Source organism: Streptomyces sp. NPDC014995, from assembly GCF_043080745.1.
Lineage (GTDB): Bacteria > Actinomycetota > Actinomycetes > Streptomycetales > Streptomycetaceae > Streptomyces.
In genome coordinates, this window is sequence record NZ_JBIBVX010000004.1 from 171,735 (window position 1) to 192,052 (window position 20,318).

General features: G+C 70.0%; 20 protein-coding genes. 5 read left to right on the plus strand and 15 right to left on the minus strand.

Features of this window, described 5'->3' with window-relative positions:
* Window positions 1-45: 45 nt before the first annotated feature.
* Complete coding sequence (locus ACF1A1_RS10350) at window positions 46-1,005, plus strand: hypothetical protein (protein WP_391998770.1); 960 nt, start codon at window positions 46-48, stop codon at window positions 1,003-1,005.
* A gap of 13 nt (window positions 1,006-1,018) precedes the next feature.
* Window positions 1,019-2,755: a M16 family metallopeptidase gene (locus ACF1A1_RS10355; RefSeq protein ID WP_391998771.1), complete on the plus strand. Its 1,737-nt coding sequence runs from the start codon at window positions 1,019-1,021 to the stop codon at window positions 2,753-2,755.
* A 283-nt stretch (window positions 2,756-3,038) separates the two neighbouring features.
* Here the strand turns inward: ACF1A1_RS10355 and glmS are convergent, their stop codons facing one another.
* On the minus strand, window positions 3,039-4,886 hold the full coding sequence (glmS, locus tag ACF1A1_RS10360; RefSeq protein ID WP_391998772.1) for a glutamine--fructose-6-phosphate transaminase (isomerizing): 1,848 nt from the start codon (window positions 4,884-4,886) through the stop codon (window positions 3,039-3,041).
* A 224-nt stretch (window positions 4,887-5,110) separates the two neighbouring features.
* Here glmS and coaA point away from each other — a divergent pair, with 224 nt between their 5' ends.
* Both coaA and ACF1A1_RS10370 read left to right on the plus strand, forming a co-directional pair.
* Window positions 5,111-6,079, plus strand: a complete 969-nt coding sequence (coaA, locus tag ACF1A1_RS10365; RefSeq protein WP_391998773.1) for a type I pantothenate kinase — start codon at window positions 5,111-5,113, stop codon at window positions 6,077-6,079.
* Between the two features lie 44 nt (window positions 6,080-6,123).
* Entirely contained in the window at window positions 6,124-7,062 is a 939-nt protein-coding gene (locus ACF1A1_RS10370) for a DUF389 domain-containing protein (RefSeq protein WP_391998774.1), read from the plus strand.
* 125 nt (window positions 7,063-7,187) lie between these two features.
* On the opposite strand, the gene glmM is transcribed toward ACF1A1_RS10370, so the two are convergent.
* The 4 genes from glmM to ACF1A1_RS10390 all read right to left on the minus strand — a co-directional run bounded on the left by glmM (window position 7,188) and on the right by ACF1A1_RS10390 (window position 11,250).
* The gene (gene glmM / locus ACF1A1_RS10375) at window positions 7,188-8,546 is read right to left on the minus strand and encodes a phosphoglucosamine mutase (protein ID WP_391998775.1); all 1,359 of its coding nucleotides are present in this window, start codon (window positions 8,544-8,546) and stop codon (window positions 7,188-7,190) included.
* A gap of 250 nt (window positions 8,547-8,796) precedes the next feature.
* Entirely contained in the window at window positions 8,797-9,309 is a 513-nt protein-coding gene (gene rpsI / locus ACF1A1_RS10380; protein ID WP_391998776.1) for a 30S ribosomal protein S9, read from the minus strand.
* 43 nt (window positions 9,310-9,352) lie between these two features.
* On the minus strand, window positions 9,353-9,796 hold the full coding sequence (gene rplM / locus ACF1A1_RS10385) for a 50S ribosomal protein L13 (RefSeq protein ID WP_019329618.1): 444 nt from the start codon (window positions 9,794-9,796) through the stop codon (window positions 9,353-9,355).
* A 203-nt stretch (window positions 9,797-9,999) separates the two neighbouring features.
* Window positions 10,000-11,250 (minus strand): glycosyltransferase 87 family protein, encoded by a 1,251-nt coding sequence (locus tag ACF1A1_RS10390; RefSeq protein ID WP_391998777.1) that lies wholly within the window; start codon window positions 11,248-11,250, stop codon window positions 10,000-10,002.
* A 74-nt stretch (window positions 11,251-11,324) separates the two neighbouring features.
* Here ACF1A1_RS10390 and ACF1A1_RS10395 point away from each other — a divergent pair, with 74 nt between their 5' ends.
* The gene (locus ACF1A1_RS10395) at window positions 11,325-12,200 is read left to right on the plus strand and encodes a hypothetical protein (RefSeq protein WP_391998778.1); all 876 of its coding nucleotides are present in this window, start codon (window positions 11,325-11,327) and stop codon (window positions 12,198-12,200) included.
* A 331-nt stretch (window positions 12,201-12,531) separates the two neighbouring features.
* Here ACF1A1_RS10395 and truA read toward each other — a convergent pair whose 3' ends face one another.
* The 10 genes from truA to secY all read right to left on the minus strand — a co-directional run bounded on the left by truA (window position 12,532) and on the right by secY (window position 20,267).
* On the minus strand, window positions 12,532-13,389 hold the full coding sequence (truA, locus tag ACF1A1_RS10400) for a tRNA pseudouridine(38-40) synthase TruA (RefSeq protein WP_391998779.1): 858 nt from the start codon (window positions 13,387-13,389) through the stop codon (window positions 12,532-12,534).
* Window positions 13,390-13,529: 140 nt separating this feature from the next.
* Window positions 13,530-14,048, minus strand: a complete 519-nt coding sequence (rplQ, locus tag ACF1A1_RS10405; RefSeq protein ID WP_391998780.1) for a 50S ribosomal protein L17 — start codon at window positions 14,046-14,048, stop codon at window positions 13,530-13,532.
* A gap of 193 nt (window positions 14,049-14,241) precedes the next feature.
* On the minus strand, window positions 14,242-15,264 hold the full coding sequence (locus ACF1A1_RS10410) for a DNA-directed RNA polymerase subunit alpha (RefSeq protein WP_003966937.1): 1,023 nt from the start codon (window positions 15,262-15,264) through the stop codon (window positions 14,242-14,244).
* A gap of 151 nt (window positions 15,265-15,415) precedes the next feature.
* Complete coding sequence (rpsK, locus tag ACF1A1_RS10415; RefSeq protein ID WP_010354218.1) at window positions 15,416-15,820, minus strand: 30S ribosomal protein S11; 405 nt, start codon at window positions 15,818-15,820, stop codon at window positions 15,416-15,418.
* A gap of 68 nt (window positions 15,821-15,888) precedes the next feature.
* Window positions 15,889-16,269, minus strand: coding sequence for a 30S ribosomal protein S13 (gene rpsM / locus ACF1A1_RS10420; RefSeq protein WP_030788235.1), 381 nt, complete (start codon window positions 16,267-16,269; stop codon window positions 15,889-15,891).
* Window positions 16,270-16,463: 194 nt separating this feature from the next.
* Window positions 16,464-16,577 carry a 50S ribosomal protein L36 gene (rpmJ, locus tag ACF1A1_RS10425; protein ID WP_004984509.1) on the minus strand — a complete coding sequence of 38 codons (114 nt, stop codon included), beginning with the start codon at window positions 16,575-16,577 and terminating at the stop codon, window positions 16,464-16,466.
* A 66-nt stretch (window positions 16,578-16,643) separates the two neighbouring features.
* Window positions 16,644-16,865 carry a translation initiation factor IF-1 gene (gene infA, locus ACF1A1_RS10430; RefSeq protein WP_003948620.1) on the minus strand — a complete coding sequence of 74 codons (222 nt, stop codon included), beginning with the start codon at window positions 16,863-16,865 and terminating at the stop codon, window positions 16,644-16,646.
* Window positions 16,866-17,324: 459 nt separating this feature from the next.
* Entirely contained in the window at window positions 17,325-18,161 is an 837-nt protein-coding gene (gene map / locus ACF1A1_RS10435; RefSeq protein ID WP_391998781.1) for a type I methionyl aminopeptidase, read from the minus strand.
* A gap of 130 nt (window positions 18,162-18,291) precedes the next feature.
* Window positions 18,292-18,954 carry an adenylate kinase gene (locus ACF1A1_RS10440; RefSeq protein ID WP_391998782.1) on the minus strand — a complete coding sequence of 221 codons (663 nt, stop codon included), beginning with the start codon at window positions 18,952-18,954 and terminating at the stop codon, window positions 18,292-18,294.
* Window positions 18,954-20,267, minus strand: coding sequence for a preprotein translocase subunit SecY (gene secY / locus ACF1A1_RS10445; protein WP_391998783.1), 1,314 nt, complete (start codon window positions 20,265-20,267; stop codon window positions 18,954-18,956). The genes ACF1A1_RS10440 and secY overlap by 1 nt, the downstream gene beginning before the upstream one ends.
* Between the last annotated feature and the right edge of the window lie 51 nt (window positions 20,268-20,318).

The window sequence follows — 20,318 nt, forward strand, 5'->3', positions numbered from 1 at the left end:
CAGCCCGCGCGCCGCGGTCGGACGGCCACGCCAGGGGGCGGAGGAATGAGCAGCACCAGCAGCGGCAGAACCACGGGCTCCGCAGGACCGACGTTCGATCCGTACGACAACACGCCCGAGCTGATCCCGCTGCGCACCGCCGCGCAGACCGGCGACTGGCCCGCCGTCCGGGCCTTCGTCGCGGGCCTCGACTCCGTCGAGAAGGTCTGCTCGGTCTCGTCCCTCCTGGCCGACATCGCCGGCGTGGAGAACTTCCTCGAGCGGGCGGCCGCCGAACTCCCCGGCGACCCGCTGCCGCGCACGCTGCTCGCCCACCGGTACGTCTACATCGGCTGGGACATCCGCAGCGCCGCCCGGGCGCAGCACGTCTCGCGGGACCAGTTCGACCAGTTCCACGCCTGGCTGCGCCGGGCCGAACAACTGCTGATCGAGGTCTGCGCCGAGCAGCCGGCGTACGTGCCCGCCTGGACCGTCCGGCTGATCACCGCGCGCGGCCTGGAGCTGGGACAGGCCGAGGCGCGCCGCCGCTACGACCGGCTGTCCGCCCACCACCCGCACCACTACCACGCGCAGACCCAGCTGCTGCAACAGGTCTGCCCCAAGTGGGGCGGCTCCTGGGAGGCGGCGCACGGCTTCGCCCGGGAGTGCGCGGCCTCCGCCCCCGACGGCGCCAACGCCGGCGCCCTGGTCGCGCTCGCCCACGTCGAGCACTGGCTGGACCTGGAGGGCGGCGAGCGCGGGGCCTACATGCGGGGCGTGCCGGTCCGCGACGACCTGCGGTTCGCCGCCCAGGTCTCGGTGCTGCACCCGTCCCACCGGCCCGACTGGAACTCGATCGGGGCGCACAGCGCGTTCGCGTTCGCCTTCTCGATCGGCGGGCACTTCGCGGACGCCGCGCCGCACTTCGCCTTCCTCGGCGACCGCGCCTCGGAGTTCCCGTGGCAGTACACGAACGACCCGAGGGCCTCGTTCCTGAAGTTCCGCAAGTCCGCGATGGAAGCCTGAGGGGGCAGGGCACATGACCACCGAACTGCACGACCAGAACGACCTCGCCGCCCTCGACGGCCTGCTCTCCCACACCACCACCCAGGGGATCCCGACCCTCTACGCCCCCGGCTCCGGCAACGAGATCACCGCCGGTCTCTTCTTCCGGGTGGGCCGCGCCGACGAGACCCTGGCCACCGCCGGGATCACCCACCTCGTCGAGCACCTCGCCCTGCACCGCCTCGGCCTGTCCGACCTGCACTACAACGGGGCGACGGCGAACGCGTACACCCTCTTCCACGTCACCGGCAGCGAGGAGGAGGTCGTCTCCTACCTCAACAGCGTGTGCGCGGGCCTGCGGGACCTGCCGATGGACCGGCTGGAGACCGAGAAGGAGATCCTGCGCACGGAGGCGGCGGGCCGCGGCAACGGCCCCAACTCCCAGCTCCCGCTGTGGCGGTACGGCGCCCAGGGCTACGGCCTGTCCAGCTACAACGAACTCGGCACCTGGAGCCTGACGCCCGACCAGGTACGGCAGTGGGCCCAGTCCCGCTTCACCCGGGACAACGCGGTCCTGTGGATCACCAGCGCCCGGGTGCCCGACGGCCTGGACCTCGCCCTGCCGGCCGGCACCCGCTTCGCGGCACCGGCCGCGACCAGCGCCCTGCCCGTCACCCCCGCCTACATCCACGGCGACGACGGCCACGTCGTCCTCACGTCGGTGCTGCGCCGCTCGACGGCGGCCTCCGTCTTCGCGGACGTCCTCGGCCGGGCGCTCTTCCAGGACCTGCGCCAGGAGGGCGGCTACTCGTACTCGGCGGAGGCCGACTACTCCCCGCGCGACGCCGGCTTCGCCACCCTCACCGCGTACGCCGACTCCCTCCCGCAGAAGCAGGACGCGGTGATCGGCGGCTTCGTCGACACCCTGGCGCGGCTGCGCGCGGGCCGTATCGAACAGTCCGAGCTGGACTCCGTGCGCAGCAAGCTCCTGAAGATGTACGACACGCCCGACCTCGGGGCCGCCTCGCTCCCGTCGTACGCCCTGAACCTGCTGCTCGGACACCGGATCCTCTCCCCCGAGCAGCACAGGGCCGAGCTGAACGCGGTGACCGTGGCCGACCTGCGCGAGGTGGCCCGCGAGGCGTGGGACACCGCCCTCCTCCAGGTGCCGGGCCGCGGAGCCGACTGGGCGGGCTTCACCCTGGCCCCGCAGTACTCCTCGGCCTCCGTCACCGGCACCCGCCACCAGTCCCTGGAGGACGAGCGGGTCACGCTGGTCATCGGCACCGAGGGCGTCACCCTGACCACCCCCAAGGGCCCGGTCACCGTCCGCTACGACGCCTGCGCCGCGATGACCACCCGCCCGGACGGCGCCCGCGCCCTCACCGGCCACGACGGCTTCGCCATCACCGTGGAGCCGACCCTCTACCGAGGCGTCACCCCGGAACGGATCGCGGCCCTGGACGCGGCCGTCCCGCCCGCGGCGGTGGTCCGCATGCCGGCCCGCGAACCCGACCACGTCCCCCAGCCCCGCCCGCGCACGCCCGCCTCCTCCGGCTCCGCCCGCACCACCTGGCCCTGGACCATGGCCCTGTGGCTCGTCGGCCTGCTGGCGGCGGTCTGGGGCCTGCTGTGCGCGGTCCTCACAGCCGACGAGGCGAGCGCCACCGCACCGGAGTGGGACGCCGTCATCGGCGTCTGGATCCTGGAAATCCCCCTCCTCCTGGTGACCTGGAAACTCCACACGGCCCGCAAGCGCAGACGGGGCTGAGGGGACGGAGGAACGAGGGACGGGCCAACGGGTCACCCCGCGCACCGGACCGCCGCAGGCGACCAGAGGCGCAAGCACGCACCGCTCGCCGGCAGGCGATCAGGGGCGCGGGGAACTGCGCGACCACCCCCACGCACCCGCACCCGCACCCGCGCACCACCCCCGCACCCCACCCCCTCAGGCGCCCCGACTCAGGCATCCCGTCACTCAAACGCCCTGTTGGTCAGACACCCTGTTGGTCAGGCGCCCCGTCACTCAGACGCCCCGTCACTCAAGCGCCCCCTCATTCCACCGTCACCGACTTCGCCAGGTTCCGCGGCTGGTCCACCTCGTTGCCCCGCGCCGTGGCCAACTCGCACGCGAACACCTGCAAGGGCACCGTCGCCACCAGCGGCTGAAGCAACGTCGGCGTCACAGGAATCCGCACGAGATGGTCGGCGTACGGGACGACCGCCTCGTCGCCCTCCTCGGCGATCACGATCGTGCGGGCACCCCTGGCCCGGATCTCCTGGATGTTGGACACGACCTTGTCGTGCAGGACGGACCGGCCCCGCGGGGACGGCACGACCACGACCACCGGCAGATCCTCCTCGATGAGCGCGATCGGCCCGTGCTTCAGCTCGCCCGCCGCGAACCCCTCGGCGTGCATGTACGCCAGCTCCTTCAGCTTGAGCGCACCCTCCAGCGCCACCGGGTAACCGACATGCCGCCCGAGGAACAGCACGGTGTTCTTCGTGGCGAGCGACCGCGCCAGCTCCCGCACCGGCTCCATGGTCTCCAGGACCCGCTCGACCTCGCCGGAAATCTGCGCGAGGTCCCGGATGACGGCCCGGATCTCGTCGCCCCACTTGGTGCCCCGGACCTGTCCCAGGTACAGCGCCACCAGGTAACAGGCCACCAACTGCGTGAGGAACGCCTTCGTCGAGGCGACCGCGACCTCCGGCCCGGCGTGCGTGTACAGCACCGCGTCCGACTCGCGGGGGATCGTCGAACCGTTGGTGTTGCAGATCGCCAGCACCTTGGAGCCCTGCTCGCGGGCGTGCCGCAGCGCCATGAGCGTGTCCATGGTCTCGCCGGACTGCGAGATGGCGATGACCAGCGACCGCGCGCCCAGAATGGGATCCCGGTACCGGAACTCGCTCGCCAGCTCCACCTCGCACGGAATCCGCGTCCAGTGCTCGATGGCGTACTTGGCGATCAGCCCCGCGTGGAAGGCCGTACCGCACGCGACGATGACGACCTTGTCCACCTCCCGCAGTTCACCGGCGGACATCCGGACCTCGTCGAGCGTCAGCGAGCCGGAGGCGTCGATACGCCCCAGCAACGTGTCGGCGACCGCCTTGGGCTGCTCGGCGATCTCCTTGAGCATGAAGTAGTCATAGCCCCCCTTCTCCGCGGCCGACGCGTCCCAGTCGATGTGATAGGACCGCACGTCCGCCGGCCGGCCGTCGAAGCCGGTCACCGTCACACCGTCCCGGCGCAGCTCCACCACCTGGTCCTGACCCAGCTCGATCGCCGACCGCGTGTGGGCGATGAACGCGGCGACGTCCGAGGCGAGAAAGGCCTCGCCCTCTCCAACGCCCACCACGAGCGGCGAGTTCCGCCGCGCCCCCACGACCACGTCCGGCTCGTCCGCGTGCACCGCGACCAGCGTGAACGCGCCTTCCAGTCGCCGGCACACCAGCCGCATGGCCTCCGCTAGGTCGGCCGTGGCGGAGAACTCCTCGGCGAGCAGATGGGCCACCACCTCGGTGTCGGTCTCGGAGGCCAGCTCGTGCCCGCGTTCGGCCAGCTCGGCCCGTAGCACCGCGAAGTTCTCGATGATCCCGTTGTGCACGACGGCGACCCGCCCGGCGTTGTCGAGATGCGGATGCGCGTTCGCATCCGTAGGACCACCGTGCGTGGCCCACCGCGTGTGCCCGATGCCGGTCGTGCCGCTCGGCAGCGGCCGCTCGACGAGCTCCTTCTCCAGGTTGACGAGCTTGCCCGCCTTCTTCGCGGCGGCGAGCCCTCCGTCCGCCGGCACGGCCACACCCGCCGAGTCGTACCCCCGGTACTCCAGCCGCTTCAGCCCGGCCATCACGACCTCGAGCGCCGACTGCGACCCTACGTATCCCACGATTCCGCACATGCGCGGCAGCCTACGACCGAACCGCGCCCCGAAAGGGCCTTCGCGTGCCCGAATTCGGAAATTCCCGCGCCCGTACGCCCCCTCTCACGGCCCCCAACACCCCTGAACGGGTCGGTACTCCCGCCGCGCGCACCCCTGTCCACCCCGGCCCGGCGTGACGGACCCCACCCGCCATCCCGTTCGAACTCCGTTAACAATGGACTGTGATCTCTCCGGTCTCCCCGATGCCCCGGAGCGCCCACCGGCACAGGCCGGAGGCGACTCCCTACGTCGACCTCACCCGCCGCGAGTGGAGCGCGCTGCGCGACAAGACACCGCTGCCGCTCACCGCCGACGAGGTCGAGAGGCTGCGCGGCCTCGGCGACGTCATCGACCTGGACGAGGTGCGGGACATCTACCTCCCCCTGTCCCGCCTCCTCAACCTCTACGTGGGCGCCACCGACGGACTGCGCGGCGCCCTCAACACCTTCCTGGGCGAACAGGGCTCCCAGGCCGGCACGCCCTTCGTCATAGGAGTCGCCGGCTCGGTCGCGGTGGGCAAGTCGACGGTCGCCCGCCTCCTCCAGGCCCTGCTCTCCCGCTGGCCGGAACACCCCCGCGTCGAACTCGTCACCACCGACGGCTTCCTGCTCCCCACCAGGGAGCTGGAGGCCCGCGGCCTGATGTCGCGGAAGGGTTTCCCCGAGTCCTACGACCGCCGCGCCCTCACCCGCTTCGTGGCCGACATCAAGGCCGGCAAGGACGAGGTCACGGCCCCCGTCTACTCCCACCTCATCTACGACATCGTCCCCGACCAGCGGCTCACGGTCCGCCGTCCGGACATCCTGATCGTCGAGGGCCTGAACGTCCTCCAGCCCGCCCTCCCCGGCAAGGACGGCCGCACCCGCGTCGGCCTCGCCGACTACTTCGACTTCAGCGTGTACGTCGACGCGCGCACCGAGGACATCGAGCGCTGGTACCTCAACCGCTTCCGCAGGCTGCGCGAGACGGCCTTCCAGAACCCGTCCTCCTACTTCCGGAAGTACACCCAGGTCTCCGAGGACGAGGCGCTCGACTACGCCCGCACGATGTGGCGCACCATCAACAAGCCCAACCTGGTGGAGAACATCGCCCCCACCCGCGGCCGCGCCGCCCTCGTCGTCCGCAAGGGCCCGGACCACAAGGTGCAGCGCCTGAGCCTGCGCAAGCTGTGAGGCCGTACCGACGACGGTGACGACGGCCTGTTAGAAAGGGCGTCATGCTGCATCTGCGCCTGATCACGCCGGCCGAGAAGACCGACGACGTGGTCCGCCTGGTCGAGAACACCGTGGGCACCACTCACCTGGTGGTGGTGCCGGGCGCCGCCCGCAACCCGGCCGGCGACGTCGTCCTGTGCGACGTGGCGCGCGAGGCGGGCGACGGACTCCTCACCGCTCTGCAGGAGTTGGGCCTGGACAAGAGCGGCTCCATCGCGGTCGAGAACATCGACCTGTCGCTGTCCCTGCGGGCCGACGAGGCCGAGGAGGAGGCTCCGGGGGAGAGCGCGGACGCGGTCCTGTGGGAGCACATGACCGAGGCGACGCACGAGGAGTCGGCGCTCTCGGTCACCTACATCGCGTTCATCACGCTGGCGACGATGATCGCGGCCTGCGGTGTGGTGCTCGACAACGCGATCCTGATCGTGGGCGCGATGGCGGTCGGCCCGGAGTTCGGCCCGCTGGCGGGCATCTGCACGGCGGCGGTGCAGCGCGCCCCGCGCCTGGCCCTGCGTTCCCTGATCGCCCTGCTGGTGGGCTTCGCGGCGGCGATGGCGGTGACGGCGGGCTTCAGCCTCTTCATGGACGCCGTGGGCCTGTTCACCGAGGAGCAGTTGGAGGCCGACCGTCCGAACACGGGCTTCATCTACGCCCCGGACTGGTTCTCCTTCGTCGTGGCGGTCCTGGCCGGAGCCGCCGGCACCCTCTCCCTCACGTCCGCGAAGTCGGGCGCCCTGGTCGGCGTGGCCATCTCGGTGACCACCGTCCCGGCCGCCGCGAACGCGGCCGTGGCCCTGATCTACGGCGACACCAACCAGACCCTGCGCTCCTCGGAACAGCTCCTGCTGAACCTCGCGGGCATCATCCTGGCCGGCACCCTGACCCTGCTGACCCAGAAGTGGCTCTGGTCACTGCAGGGCCGGCGCTCCCGCGCCGGTTAGGGCCCCCTGCCCGTCTCCCGGGGTGCGGGGCCCTGTCGATGCGCGGCTCCGCCGCGTGGGCGCGGCCGTCACGACGAACCCGCGGCCCGAACACAGCGGAACCCCCCGCCCCCCACCGGCTGCGCTCAGCCCAGCGCGGACTTCACCACATCGGCCAACCGCCCGGCAACGGACCGGGCCTGTTCGATGTCCGCCGCCTCGACCATGACCCGCACCAGCGGCTCGGTCCCGGAGGGCCGCAGCAGCACCCGCCCGGTGGACCCCAACTCGTGCTCCGCCTCCGCGACAGCGGTGGCCAGCTCGGCGGACGAGGACACCCGGGACCTGTCCACGTCCGGCACGTTGATCAGCACCTGCGGCAACCGCTCCATGACGGAGGCCAGCTCCCGAAGCGTCCTCCCGCTCTGAGCGACCCGAGCCGCGAGCATCAGCCCCGTCAGCGTGCCGTCACCGGTCGTCGCGTGATCGAGGATGATCACGTGCCCGGACTGCTCGCCCCCGAGCGCGTACCCGTGCTGCTTCATCTCCTCCAGCACGTAGCGGTCACCGACGGCGGCCTGGACGAGGTGAATGCCCTCGCGTTCCATGGCCAGCTTGAAGCCGAGGTTGGACATGACGGTCGCGACGACGGTGTCCGAGCGCAGCGTCCCCCGCTCCCGCATGGCCAGCGCGAGCACGGCCAGGATCTGGTCGCCGTCCACCTCGTCGCCGGTGTGGTCCACGGCGAGGCACCGGTCGGCGTCCCCGTCGTGCGCGATGCCGAAGTCGGCCCCGTTCTCCACGACCGCGGCCTTCAGCTTGTCCAGGTGCGTGGAGCCGCAGCCGTCGTTGATGTTGAGCCCGTCCGGCGAGGCACCGATCGTGATGATCTCCGCGCCGGCCCGCGTGAACGCCTCCGGCGAGACCCGGGCGGCCGCGCCGTGCGCCTCGTCGAGGACGATCTTCAGCCCGTCGAGCCGGTTGGGCAGGACGGCGATGAGGTGGGCGACGTACCGGTCGAACCCTTCGTCGTACGACCGCACGCGCCCGACGCCCGCGCCGGTCGGCCGCTCCCACGGCTCACCGCGCCGGTGCTCGTCGTAGACGGACTCGATCCTGTCCTCGAGTTCGTCGGCGAGCTTGTGGCCGCCCCGGGCGAAGAACTTGACGCCGTTGTCGGGCATGGCGTTGTGGCTGGCGGAGAGCATCACGCCGAGGTCCGCGCCGAGCGCGCCGGTCAGGTAGGCGACGGCCGGGGTGGGCAGCACACCGACCCGCAGCACGTCCACGCCGGCACTCGCCAGGCCGGCCACCACGGCCGCCTCGAGAAACTCCCCGGACGCGCGCGGGTCCCGTCCGACCACAGCCACCGGCCGGTGGCCCTCGAAGGTGCCCGCCTCGGCCAGCACATGCGCCGCGGCGACCGAGAGGCCGAGCGCCATCTCGGCCGTGAGATCCGCGTTGGCGACACCGCGCACGCCGTCCGTGCCGAAGAGTCGTCCCACTTGTCCTCCTGAGGAAGCGTCAGTTTCGGTAGCCGTGCGGGCGTCCCAGATGGTCGGCGCGGCTCCCGCATCCAGGCATTTGATGCCCTGAACATCCGATCACACAAGCCTTTGAGCACCTTGTGCCGTTATACGCCCGCGGCTGCGATAAAACGAACGCCCCGACGGCACTGTGGCGTGCCGCCGGGGCGTTCGGAGTACGTAGGGGCGAGCCGACCGGCCCGCGATACGTACGAGCAGGCAGCGAAGCTTAGCGCTTGCTGTACTGCGGAGCCTTGCGGGCCTTCTTGAGACCGGCCTTCTTGCGCTCGACCGAACGGTCGTCGCGCTTGAGGAAGCCGGCCTTCTTCAGCGGGCCGCGGTTGTTGTCGACGTCGGCCTCGTTCAGCGCGCGGGCGACACCGAGACGGAGCGCACCGGCCTGACCGGAGACACCGCCACCGGCGATGCGGGCGACGACGTCGTAACGGCCCTCGAGCTCGAGAACCTTGAACGGCTCGTTGACTTCCTGCTGGTGCACCTTGTTCGGGAAGTAGTCCTCGAGGGTGCGACCGTTGATCTTCCACTTGCCGGTGCCCGGGACGATCCGGACGCGGGCGATGGCGTTCTTGCGACGGCCCAGGCCGGCGGCCGGCTGGGGCTCGCCGAAGCGGGAGGCCAGCGACTCCGAGGTGTACTCGCCCTCGACGGGCACCTCGGACTCGGTGGTGTAGCTGTCGATGTCAAGCTCTTCGAGCGGCTGCTCGGCAGTGGTCTCGGCCACGGTTCTCCTCAGATTCTCTTCAGCTTGGGGTGGGTGGCCGGACTTACTGCGCGACCTGGGTGATCTCGAACGGCTGCGGCTGCTGCGCGCCGTGCGGGTGCTGGTCACCCTTGTAGACCTTCAGCTTCGAGAGCATCTGACGGCCCAGCGAGTTCTTGGGGAGCATGCCCTTGACGGCCTTCTCGATGGCCTTCTCGGGGTTCTTGTCCAGCAGCTCGTCGTAGCGGACGGAGCGCAGACCACCCGGGTAGCCGGAGTGGCGGTACGCCATCTTCTGGGTCCGCTTGTTGCCGGAGAGGTGCACCTTGTCGGCGTTGATGATGATGACGAAGTCACCAGCGTCGACGTGCGGCGCGTAGATCGGCTTGTGCTTGCCACGGAGCAGAGTGGCGGCAGTGGTGGCCAGACGGCCCAGGACGACGTCCTGAGCGTCGATGACGTGCCACTGGCGCGTCACATCGCCGGGCTTGGGGCTGTACGTACGCACGGTTCGTAGCCTTCGCTTCGAGTGAGTGGTCCTGACAAGGTCACCGAAGACGATCACGACAGCCCTGACCGCACAGCGGTGACGCAAACCGCGTGCTGGTCGCTGGTCATCGGCCCGGTGGACCGGTGTAAGGGCCCGTCCCGTGAGAATGAGCAAGCCAATACACAACGAAGATGCAGGATACCTGCGGCGCCCGAGCCGGGTCAAAACGAGGTCGACGGGTGCCGGGGTTCGCTGCTCTTCTCGCCCAGTGTAGTGGTGGCCACCACCGGGGTCCGCCGCTCCCTGACCCCCGCTTCCGGCCGGGACGGCCTGGCCCTCGAACGCCGCACGGACCGGTACGTCACCGTCACGGCCAGGGCACACAGCGTGAACGAGTCCTTGAAGGCCCGCCGCCGCCCCGGCTCCAGATACGGCCAGCTCAGGCCCGGCATCTGCGGCACCAGCGCCAGCCAGAACCAGGGCCCCCGGGTCACCGACCCCGCGTACGGCAGCCCGGCCAGCAGCAGCGGGACGACGACCAGCAGGTAGTGGTCGTACGACGGCCGGGAGACCAGGAACGCCGACAGCATCAGCCCCGCGGCGGTCTCGGCGATCCGCAGCGGGCCGGGGTCGGCGCGGCACCAGCGCCGGTACGCGCAGGCCACCCCGGCCGCACAGGCCGCCAGCGCGAGCACCTGGGCGGCGAGCGGCGGCACCCCCAGCCGGGGCAGCACCGCCCCCGGTGAGGCCTCGTAGAGCCGCACGAAGGCGTCACGGCCGTGCAGCAGGAACGGCAGGGTGCGGGTGAAGAAGCCCGTCGGGTCGGGCAGCAGCAGGGCGGACCCGCCGGACGCCAGCGCGGGCACCCCGGCCAGTACGGCCAGCGCCCGCCAGCGGCGGGCGAAGACGAACAGCAGCACCATCGGGGCCAGCAGCGGTTTCAGCGCCAGGGCCGCGCCGAGCACCGCGCCCGCCGCCGTCCACCGGCCCCGGCTCACCAGCAGCAGCGCCAGGGGCAGCGCCAGGACCGCCGTCGCCGTCCAGTTCCCGAGCCGGACCAGATGCCCGAAGGGCGCGAAGCCGGCCGCCAGCCCGGCCAGGCCGAGGACCGCGAAGCGGCTGTCCCACGGCACCCGGTGCAACCGCAGCGCACACGCCCAGCCGGCCGTCAGACAGGCCGTCACTGCGAGCGGCACCAGCACACGCAGCAGGGCCTGCGGCAGCAGCGTCTGCGGGGCGGCGGCGAGCACCGCGCTCGGCAGATAGAGGAAGTGCGGATCGTCGTAGGGGGACCGGCCCTCCAGCCAGGCCCGCGCCGCCCGGACGACGATCGCGTTGTCCATCCCGCCGTGCCGGGTGGCCCGCGCCACACCACCCACCGTCGCACCGAGCACCGCCGCGAGCCCCCACCACAGTGGCCAGGGAGAACGCCGTACCAACCACCCGGAGATGTCGTTTTTGCCCGTACTCATTCCAGGAACGCTAGGGGTTGCGGCGTCCGTTGGGGCGGAACAGCACACCCCTCGCCGCGTCTAAGATGCGGCCCATGAGCTATGGGCAGGGGGGACCTCAGTCCCAGTGGGATCCGTGGAAACCGAACTCCCAGCAGCCGTGGAGCAGCGGCGCCACGGACGCGTCTCCTGACTGGGCCGCGCTGGCCGAGGCGTCCGAGACGCGCAACAAGCGCCGCCGTCTGCTGTTCATAGGCGGGGGCGCGCTCGCGACGATCGCGGTCGGCACCGCCGTGGCCATGGCCGTGGTGTCGGCGAACGGCGAGGACGGGGCGAACCGTCCGACCTCCTCGCTGCCCGCGACCGCCGACCTGCCGAGCGCGTCCACCACCCCGTCCTTCGCCCCGACCAGCGCGCCGCCGCCGCTGGATCCGAAGGAGTTCATCTCCAGCAAGGCCAAGGACACCGTCCCCAACGGCCCGGACCTCCTCTTCCCCGGCAGACAGCTGACGATGGGCTCGACCGTCTACCAGAAGGCCGCGAAGTCCGACACCACCGACTGCTCCACCGGCGTCCAGGGCACCCTGCCCAAGATCCTCACCGCCAACGACTGCACGCGTCTGATGCGGGTCACGTACGTCAAGGGCACCCTCGCGGTGACGGTCGGCGTGGCCGTCTTCGACACCGAGGCGCAGGCCCTCAAGGCCAAGGAGCAGGCCGACAAGAAGAGCTTCGTCAAGGCCCTCACCGGCGACGGCGCCAAGGCCTTCTGCAACGGCGCGGTCTGCCGCTCGACGACCAACTCCTACGGCCGCTACGCGTACTTCACCATCACCGGCTTCACCGACGGCAAGGACGTGACGACGAAGGACACGCAGGCCTTCACCACCGGTGACGACCTCGCCGAGTTCACCTTCCAGCAGATCCGCCGCCGCGGCGAGGCCCAGGCGTCGGCCGCCGCGAACGGATGATGGCGCGAACGGGCGGGTGAGACCCTCCCCACCGGATCACCGCTGATCCCTGGGGGGACCCGTCACGAAAAGCACGCCCCGCACCTTCGGACGCCACCTGCTCGCGAGTGCCGCGGGCCTCGGCGGCGCCGCCCCCGCCACCGCACGAGGCCGCCGCACGTGGAGGGACAGCCCGGGCGTGCGGGTGGAGACGTAGGGGATGCCGCCCGGGGTGGGGTCCCTCTCGTTCAGCCGGCCCGCGCCGGTGTCCCCGGCAGGGGCGCGGCCGTCGACACCTGGACGGTGGCCCGGCCGATCGTCGAGCCCGTCGTCCGGGCCCGGTCGGCGGGGGTCAGCAGCACCCGGCCGCCCCGGGCAGCGTCCGCCTGTTCCGCGCCTCCTTGTTGCGGGCGGCGAGCAGCTCGTCGGCCGGGTAGCCGACCTCCTCCAACGTCAGCCCGTGCGGCCGTACGACATGCACGGCCGAGTCCCGTAGGCCCGCCGCGAGCACCTTCCCCGGCCACTCCGGCCCCCGGTGCCCGTCCCCCACGAACAGCAGCGCCCCGATGAGCGAGCGCACCATGTTGTGGCAGAAGGCGTCGGCCCGCACGGTCGCGGTGATGATCCCGTCGTCGCCCTTGCGCAGACTCAGCTCCTGCAACGTACGGATCGTCGTCGCGCCCTCCCGCTTCTTGCAGTAGGCGGCGAAGTCGTGCTCGCCGAGCAACCGCCGCGCGGCCTCGTTCATGGCGTCGACGTCCAGCGGCCAGTCGTGCCACAGGACGTGGTTGCGCAGCAGGGGATCCACACCGCCGGGATTGTCGGTGACCCGGTACGCGTACCGCCGCCAGATCGCCGAGAACCGGGCGTTGAAGCCACTGGGCGCCTCCCGCAGCGCCCACACCCGCACGTCCCTGGGCAACCGCCCGGCGAGCCGCTTCAGCAGCTTCTCGTGATGCTCGACCCACACCTCGCGCGGCAGATCGACATGGGCGACCTGCCCCCGGGCGTGCACACCGGCATCGGTACGCCCGGCCACGGTCAGCTCGTACGTCTCCCTGGACCGCGTGACCGTCCGCAGGGCGTCCTCGATCTCCCCCTGTACGGTCCGCCGTCCGCCGGCCTGCTTGGCCCACCCCGAGAACTCGCTCCCGTCGTAGGACAGGTCCAGCCGCACCCGCACGAACCCGGGCTGTACTTCGTCACTCACCACTAGATCCTCTCAGGTACACGAAAGCGGGCCCGCTCCAGAAAAGGAACGGACCCGCCAACGCCCTCAAGGGGCAACCGGGAACTGCGCGCACAGCCGACGCCGCCGCGCCCGCCGGCGAACAGTCCCCGGCAGAACGCCTAGGCGTCCTTGGACTCCTCGGCGGCCTCGTCGGCCGGCTTGGCGTCCTCGACGGCCTCGTCGGACGTGGCCTCGGCGGCCTCGTCCTTCTTCAGGGCGTCTTCCTTGACCGCGCGCTTGGTGGCGGCCTCGGCCTCGCCGGTCGCCTCCTGCGCCACCGTCAGCGCCTCGACCAGCTCGATGACGGCCATGGGCGCGTTGTCGCCACGGCGGTTACCGATCTTGGTGATACGGGTGTAGCCACCCGGACGGTTCTCGTAGCGCGGGCCGATCTCGGTGAAGAGCGTGTGCACGATGCTCTTGTCCGTGATGACCTGGAGCACCTGGCGGCGGTTGTGAAGGTCGCCCTTCTTCGCCTTGGTGACCAGACGCTCGGCGTACGGACGCAGCTTGCGCGCCTTCGCCTCGGTGGTGGTGATGCGGCCGTGCTCGAACAGCGACTTCGCGAGGTTCGCGAGCATCAGCTTCTCGTGCGCGGCACTGCCGCCCAGACGGGCACCCTTGGTGGGCTTCGGCATGGTTCTTCTCCTGTGTGTCTGCCCCGGCCGTATCAGGTACCGGGGTCAGTATCCGAGCAGGCGGTCGCCTGTCGGAGATCCGGGCGCCCTCTCGGACGCCCGGAAGGTCCGTGCCCCGCAAGGGGCGCGGTGCTGTCCACCTGTGCGGCTCCGCCGCGTGGGCGGGACCGGCCACAGCGGACCGGCAGCCGAATCAGTACTGCTCGGTCTCCACGAAACCGGCGTCGGCATCGTCATCGGCACCGAAGGCGTCAGCCGCAGCGGTGGGGTCGAATCCGGGCGGGCTGTCCTTGAGCGCGAGGCCCATGCCGGCCAGCTTCGCCTTGACCTCGTCGATCGACTTCGCACCGAAGTTGCGGATGTCGAGCAGGTCGGCCTCGGAACGCGCCACGAGCTCACCCACGGAGTGGATGCCCTCACGCTTGAGGCAGTTGTACGACCGAACGGTGAGCTCCAGCTCCTCGATCGGCAGCGCCAGATCGGCGGCGAGCGCGGCGTCCGTCGGGGACGGACCCATGTCGATGCCCTCGGCGTCGATGTTGAGCTCACGGGCGAGACCGAACAGCTCGACCAGCGTCTTACCGGCGGAGGCCATGGCGTCACGCGGACGCATCGCCTGCTTGGTCTCGACGTCGACGATCAGCTTGTCGAAGTCGGTGCGCTGCTCGACACGGGTGGCCTCGACCTTGTACGTGACCTTGAGAACCGGCGAGTAGATCGAGTCGACCGGGATCCGGCCGATCTCCTGACCGACCTGCTTGTTCTGCACGGCGGAGACGTAGCCGCGACCGCGCTCGACGGTCAGCTCCATCTCCAGCTTGCCCTTGCCGTTGAGCGTGGCGAGGACGAGGTCGGGGTTGTGCACCTCGACACCGGCCGGGGGCGCGATGTCGGCGGCGGTGACCAGACCCGGGCCCTGCTTGCGCAGGTACATCACGACCGGCTCGTCGTGCTCCGAGGAGACGACCAGCTGCTTGATGTTGAGGATCAGGTCGGTGACGTCCTCCTTGACGCCCGGCACGGTGGTGAACTCGTGCAGGACGCCGTCGATGCGGATGCTGGTGACAGCCGCACCGGGGATCGAGGACAGCAGGGTCCGGCGCAGGGAGTTGCCGAGGGTGTAACCGAAGCCCGGCTCCAGCGGCTCGATCACGAACCGGGAGCGGAACTCGTCGACGACCTCTTCGGTCAACGAGGGACGCTGAGCGATCAGCATGTGTGGATCAGATCCTTCATTCGTGGACGCCCGCTATTTGACGTCCGACGGAAACCGCACCCTGAGAGGTACGGGTACTGCAAGGGTACGGGCGGCACGGCCCGAAAGAGCCGTACCGCCCGGACAACCGTGGTGCCGTGAAGGCGACGCGTCAGACGCGACGACGCTTCGGCGGACGGCAGCCGTTGTGCGGGGTCGGGGTGACGTCCTGGATGGAGCCGACCTCGAGGCCCGTGGCCTGCAGGGAACGGATGGCGGTCTCACGACCGGCGCCCGGGCCCTTGACGAAGACGTCGACCTTGCGCATGCCGTGCTCCTGCGCGCGGCGGGCAGCCGACTCGGCGGCCATCTGCGCGGCGAACGGCGTGGACTTGCGGGAGCCCTTGAAACCGACGTGGCCGGCGGAGGCCCACGAGATCACGTTGCCGGCCGGGTCCGTGATGGACACGATCGTGTTGTTGAACGTGCTCTTGATGTGCGCCTGGCCGTGCGCGACGTTCTTCTTTTCCTTGCGGCGCACCTTCTTGGCAGCGCCCTGACGTCCCTTGGGGGGCATGTCGAAAACTCCTACGGGAGGTGGTCGGTCCTACAGCGAAGACCGCTGGACGGCGAGTCCGCTGCGGACTACTTCTTGCCCGGCTTCTTCTTGCCGGCGATGGCGCGACGCGGGCCCTTGCGGGTGCGGGCGTTGGTGCTGGTGCGCTGACCGCGGACGGGCAGACCGCGACGGTGACGCAGACCCTGGTAGCAACCGATCTCGACCTTGCGGCGGATGTCGGCCTGGATCTCGCGACGGAGGTCACCCTCGGTCTTGATGTTGTTGTCCACGTACTCGCGGATCGCGACGAGCTGCTCCTCGGAGAGGTCGCGAACGCGGGTGTTCGGGTCGACGCCGGTCGCAGCCAGCGTCTCCTGCGAGAGGGTCCGGCCGATGCCGAACACGTAGGTGAGGGCGACCTCCACGCGCTTGTCGCGCGGGATGTCAACACCGGAAACGCGTGCCATTCAATGGCTCCTGGTGATCTTCGGAGGTCTTCCACAGAACCGGCTCCCAGCCGCCGTACCAGGTACGAACTGGGTCCCCGGCCTCCGAACCGGGGGTGTCAGGCAAAAAAAATCGCCTGGGCCCTGCGTATGAACATATTCAGCTCGCGTCGCGCGAAGTTCTGCGGAAGGCAGAGGGTGCGATCTGCTGGCGATCAGCCCTGGCGCTGCTTGTGGCGCGGGTTCTCGCAGATGATCATGACCCGACCGTGACGGCGGATCACCCTGCACTTGTCGCAGATCTTCTTGACGCTCGGCTTGACCTTCATGGGATGTGAGGTTCTCCGGGTCAGTTGCCGGCGGCCCCGTGACGAGCACGGGGCGTGGGGCAAGATCTACTTGTACCGGTAGACGATCCGGCCACGCGTCAGGTCGTACGGAGACAGCTCCACCACGACCCGGTCGTCAGGGAGGATGCGGATGTAGTGCATACGCATCTTGCCGCTGATGTGTGCCAGGACCTGGTGGCCGTTCTGGAGCTCGACCTTGAACATGGCGTTCGGAAGAGACTCGACGACAGTGCCCTCGATCTCGATGGCACCTTGCTTCTTGGCCACGCTTCGCCCTTCGAATCGACTACCTTGATCGACTCTTGAGCTTTCCCTTACGGGCGCATGCAGACATGCGGGTGCACAAGAGCCGACGAGTCAGTCTACGTCAGCGCACCCGGAAACACGAATCGGGAAAGCCTGCCCCAGGGCGGAGATCATTACGCAACGAACCCGGCCCGGCCGGCGTCCGGTACCGAGACCCGCGCAGCCCCGGGGACGGGAGGGGCGGCGGGCGAGAGGGGAGGGGCGGCGGGCGAGAACACCCCGAGGCCCACGTTCACGCCGGCCGACGTCACGCCACCGGATCCGGAGCCGCCTCGACCCCGTGCTCCGCCGGCTTCGCCCGGCCGCCCTCCGGTGCCGACCACACCCCGACGCCACTCTCGCGGGCTCGGCGCCAGGGGCGCCTCCCGGGCTTCGAGCGCTGCGCCGGCCTCCGACCGGCGGCCGTGGCCGAAGCCGCCGTCACGCCAACGGATCCGGAGCCGCCTCGACCCCGTGCTCCGCCAGCTTCGCCCTGCCGCAGTCCGGTGCCGTGAGGACCAGCGGGCCCTGCTCGGTCAGCGCCACCGAGTGCTCCCAGTGGGAGGACCACGTGCCGTCCGTGGTGATGACGGTCCAGTCGTCCTCGAGGACCTCGGTCTTGGGGGTGCCGAGGGACACCATGGGCTCGATGGCCAGGCAGAAGCCGGGGACCAGCTTGGGGCCCTTGCCGCGGCGGCGGTCGACGTAGTTCAGCAGGTGGGGGTCCATGTGCATCTCGGTGCCGATGCCGTGGCCGCCGTAGTCCTCGATGATGCCGTAGCGGCCGCCGCCGGGCTTCGGCTGGCGGCGGATGTACGTCTCGATGGCGCGGGAGACGTCGACGAGCCGGTTGCCCTGCTTCACGGCCGCGATACCGGCCCACATCGACTCCTCGGTGACCCGGGAGAGCTCGATCAGCTCCGGGGAGTGGCCGGAGCCCACGAAGGCCGTGTAGGCGGCGTCACCGTGCCAGCCGTCCACGATCGCGCCGGCGTCGATGCTGATGATGTCCCCGTCCTTGAGGACGACCTCGTCGGAGGGGATGCCGTGGACGACGACGTCGTTCACGGAGGTGCAGATCGTCGCGGGGAAGCCGCCGTAGCCGAGGAAGTTCGACTTCGCCCCGTGCTCGGCGATCACCTTGCGGGCGACCTCGTCCAGGTCCTTCGTCGTCGCCCCTGGCACCGCCGCTTCCCGCGTCGCCGCGTGGATGGCGGCGACGACCAGCCCCGCCGCACGCATCTTGGCGATCTGCTCGGGGCTCTTGATCTGCACCATGGGGACTACGGCCTTTCTTGGACCGGCGACACGACGAAACGAACGCTTCAACGATACGGGGGAAACGACCGCCCCCACACAGCAGCCGCGGTCCCCCGAGAGGAACCGCGGCTGCGCGAGACGTACCCGACTACTGGTCGTCGCCCTCGCGCTTCAGCGCGGCCAGCGCACGGGTCGTGACCTCGTCCACCGGGCCCATGGCCTCGATGGTCACGACCAGGCCCTGGGCCTTGTAGTAGTCGATGATCGGCTCGGTCTGCGTGTGGTAGACCTCCAGCCGCGTACGGACCGTCTCCTCGGAGTCGTCGTCCCGCTGGTACAGCTCGCCGCCGCAGACGTCGCAGACGCCTTCCTTCGCCGGCTTCTTGTACGTCACGTGGAAGACGTGCGAGGAGTCGTTGCGGCAGATGCGCCGGCCGGCGATCCGCTTGACGACCTCCTCCTCGGGGGCCTCCAGGTCCAGTACCGCGTCCAGCTTGATGCGCTCGGTGGTGAGCAGCTCGTCCAGCGCCTCGGCCTGCGAGACGTTGCGCGGGAAACCGTCCAGCAGGAAGCCGCGCTCGGCGTCCGGCTGCTCCATGCGGTCCTTGGCCATGGCGATGGTCACCTCGTCGGGGACGAGGTTGCCGGCGTCCATGTAGGACTTGGCGAGTTTCCCGAGCTCCGTCTGCTGGCTGATGTTGGCGCGGAACAGGTCGCCCGTGGAGATGTGGGGTACGCGCAGCTTCTCGGCAAGCCGAGTGGCCTGCGTTCCCTTACCGGCACCCGGCGGCCCGACGAGGACGATACGCATCAGCGGAGGAACCCTTCGTAATTGCGCTGCTGGAGCTGGCTCTCGATCTGCTTCACCGTCTCGAGGCCCACACCCACGATGATCAGGATGCTGGTGCCACCGAACGGGAAGTTCTGGTTTGCCCCGAAACCAGCCAACGCCATCGTCGGGACGAGAGCGATCAGGCCCAGATACAGCGAACCCGGCCAGGTGATCCGGTTGAGTACGTAGCTCAGGTACTCAGCGGTCGGTCGGCCAGCCCGGATGCCCGGGATGAAGCCACCATACTTCTTCATGTTGTCCGCGACTTCCTCGGGGTTGAACGAGATGGCCACGTAGAAGAACGCGAAGAAGACAATCAGGAAGAAGTACAGAGTGATGTGCGCGGGCGCCGCCGTGTCGGCCAGGTTCTGCGTGATCCAGGTCGCCCATCCCGCCTGGGAGTTCGAGAACTGGACGATCAGGGCCGGGATGTAGAGCAGCGACGAGGCGAAGATGACGGGGATCACACCCGCCTGGTTCACCTTCAGCGGGATGTACGTCGAGGTACCGCCGTAGGACCGGCGGCCGATCATGCGCTTGGCGTACTGCACGGGGATACGGCGCTGAGCCTGCTCGACGAAGACCACCAGCGCGACCATGACCAGACCGACCGCAATGACGGTGCCGAACTCGATCCAGCCGTCCGCCAGGGAGCCCTGCTTCTTGATGGCCCACAGCGCGGAGGGGAAGGTGGCGGCGATCGAGATGAACATCAGGATCGACATGCCGTTGCCGATGCCGCGGTCGGTGATGAGCTCACCGAGCCACATGACGACGGCCGTACCGGCGGTCATGCAGATGACCATGGTGATGGTCGTGAAGATCGCGCGGTCCGGAACGATGTTCGACGCGACGGTGCAACCGGAGAAGAGCGCGCCGCTGCGGGCGGTGGCCACCAGGCCGGTGCCCTGAAGGATGGCGAGCGCCACCGTCAGGTAACGGGTGTACTGCGTGATCTTCGCCGTGCCGGACTGGCCCTCCTTCTTCAGGGCCTCCAGGCGCGGGATGACCACGGTCAGCAGCTGAAGGATGATGCTGGCCGTGATGTACGGCATGATGCCCAGCGCGAAGACCGTGATCTGCAGCAGCGCACCGCCGCTGAACATGTTGACCAGACCGAAGAGGCCCTGGTTGCCGGAGGCCTCGTCCACACAGATCTGGACGCTCTTGTAGTCGACACCCGGGATCGGGATGTGGGTGCCGACCCGGTAGACCACGATGATGCCGAGCGTGAAGAGCAGCTTCTTGCGCAGGTCGGGCGTCTTGAACGCCCGGGCGAACGCGGTGAGCACGGTGCCTCCTGCGACCCCCGCGCGTCTGCGTCAAGGGTGACGGTCTTGAGG